General features: G+C 55.2%; 2 protein-coding genes. One reads left to right on the top strand and one right to left on the bottom strand.

Annotated features, from left to right (window positions below; translation table 11 throughout):
* A partial coding sequence (locus HKD32_RS15570) for a chloride channel protein (protein WP_194258408.1) occupies nucleotides 1-1,099 on the top strand: 1,099 nt, incomplete at its 5' end.
* Here the strand turns inward: HKD32_RS15570 and HKD32_RS15565 are convergent.
* Nucleotides 1,088-1,417, bottom strand: a 330-nt coding sequence (locus tag HKD32_RS15565) for a cation:proton antiporter domain-containing protein (RefSeq protein ID WP_408870760.1), incomplete at its 5' end; no start/stop codon positions are given. The genes HKD32_RS15570 and HKD32_RS15565 overlap by 12 nt on opposite strands.

Below are 1,417 nucleotides of genomic sequence, written 5' to 3'. Positions count from 1 at the left end.
GATCGCCACCCTCCACATGGGAAACTATACCGTTGTTGACCGTATTCTCACGCTGCGGATTGCTGCCGGGAAAATCATTCTGACCTGCCTTGGCCTTGTCTGCGGTGCCTCCATCGGACGTGAAGGTCCCAGCGTGCAGATCGGAGCGTCGATCATGCATGGCTTTTCACGACTGCTTGGGCAATCCAATATCGCATCCAAGCGCAGTATGATTCTGGCGGGAGGTGCTGCTGGAATGGCAGCGGCTTTCAATACGCCGCTGGCTGGCATTGTCTTTGCTATTGAGGAGCTTTCTCACTCTTTCGAACAGAAAGCTTCAGGTCGGACATTGACGATCGTTGTGATCTCAGGTGTCATCGCTATTACCCTCATGGGAAATTATACCTATTTTGGTCATGCAGATGTCAATATCCCTGTTGGGACAGCGTGGATCGCCGTTCTCGTCTGCGGCATTGTCGGGGGGCTGGCTGGGGGCAGCTTTGCCGCACTCGTTATCAGGGCGTCCAGAGGCTTACCTGGCTCTGTCGGCCGACTGGCCAAACAGCGTCCGATCATTTTCTCAGCACTGTGCGGACTGTTGACCGCGGTGATCGGCCTGATCTCCAAAGGGAATACTTACGGAACGGGCTATGTGCAGGCTCAGGCAATTTTTGCAGGGACCGACCACTACCCGGCCTCGTTCTTTATCCTGAAGTATCTCTCAATGCTGGTCTCGTACTGCTCGGGTATTCCAGGTGGAATGTTCGCACCCTCTCTTGCAATCGGAGCGGGCATCGGCGGATGGATCGAACAGTTTCTTCCGCATACGATCCCCGGTGCAGTCGTGCTGTTGGGGACGGTCGCCTATTTCTGTGGTGTTGCTCAATCGCCGTTAACAGCAACGATTATCGTCATGGAAATCTGCGATAACCAGCAGGTAACGCTTGCACTTTTGGCCACAGCGTTTCTGGCGTTTGGTGTCTCCCGGATTGTCTGCCCTCAACCTCTCTATACCGTCTTGGCCGACAGATTTCTGGAAACGATGGACAGACCCGCCGCACGACCAAACCCCATGCCTGCGAAACAGGAAGATGCCTCTGAGGAGAAGTTACCGATCTAAGCTTGAGAGTCGGGTGGTGGGGAACAGTCTCCGGACGACCCATTCCATTGTGAGTCCTTGTGCGATAATCGTGAATACCACCACACCGTAACACACTGGCAACAGCAATTCGCGTAAATCTCCGGCTGGCAGTCCAAGCGCCAGAGAGACCGAGATGCCTCCACGGAGGCCACCCCATGTCAGGATACCCAGGACGCGGCCTCGTTTCCATTGCCTGAGGTGGGTTGGGAGCGTTGAAAAGAGCACGCTCAAGGCGCGCACAGCAATGGACAGCGGGATGATGGCAAGCGTTGCCAAAACTGCAAACACATGCGGCTT

Source organism: Gluconobacter japonicus, from assembly GCF_015244665.1.
Classification (GTDB): Bacteria; Pseudomonadota; Alphaproteobacteria; order Acetobacterales; family Acetobacteraceae; genus Gluconobacter; species Gluconobacter japonicus.
The sequence above is the reverse complement of the archived record's forward strand: the minus strand, read 5'-3'. Positions and strand labels throughout refer to the sequence as shown.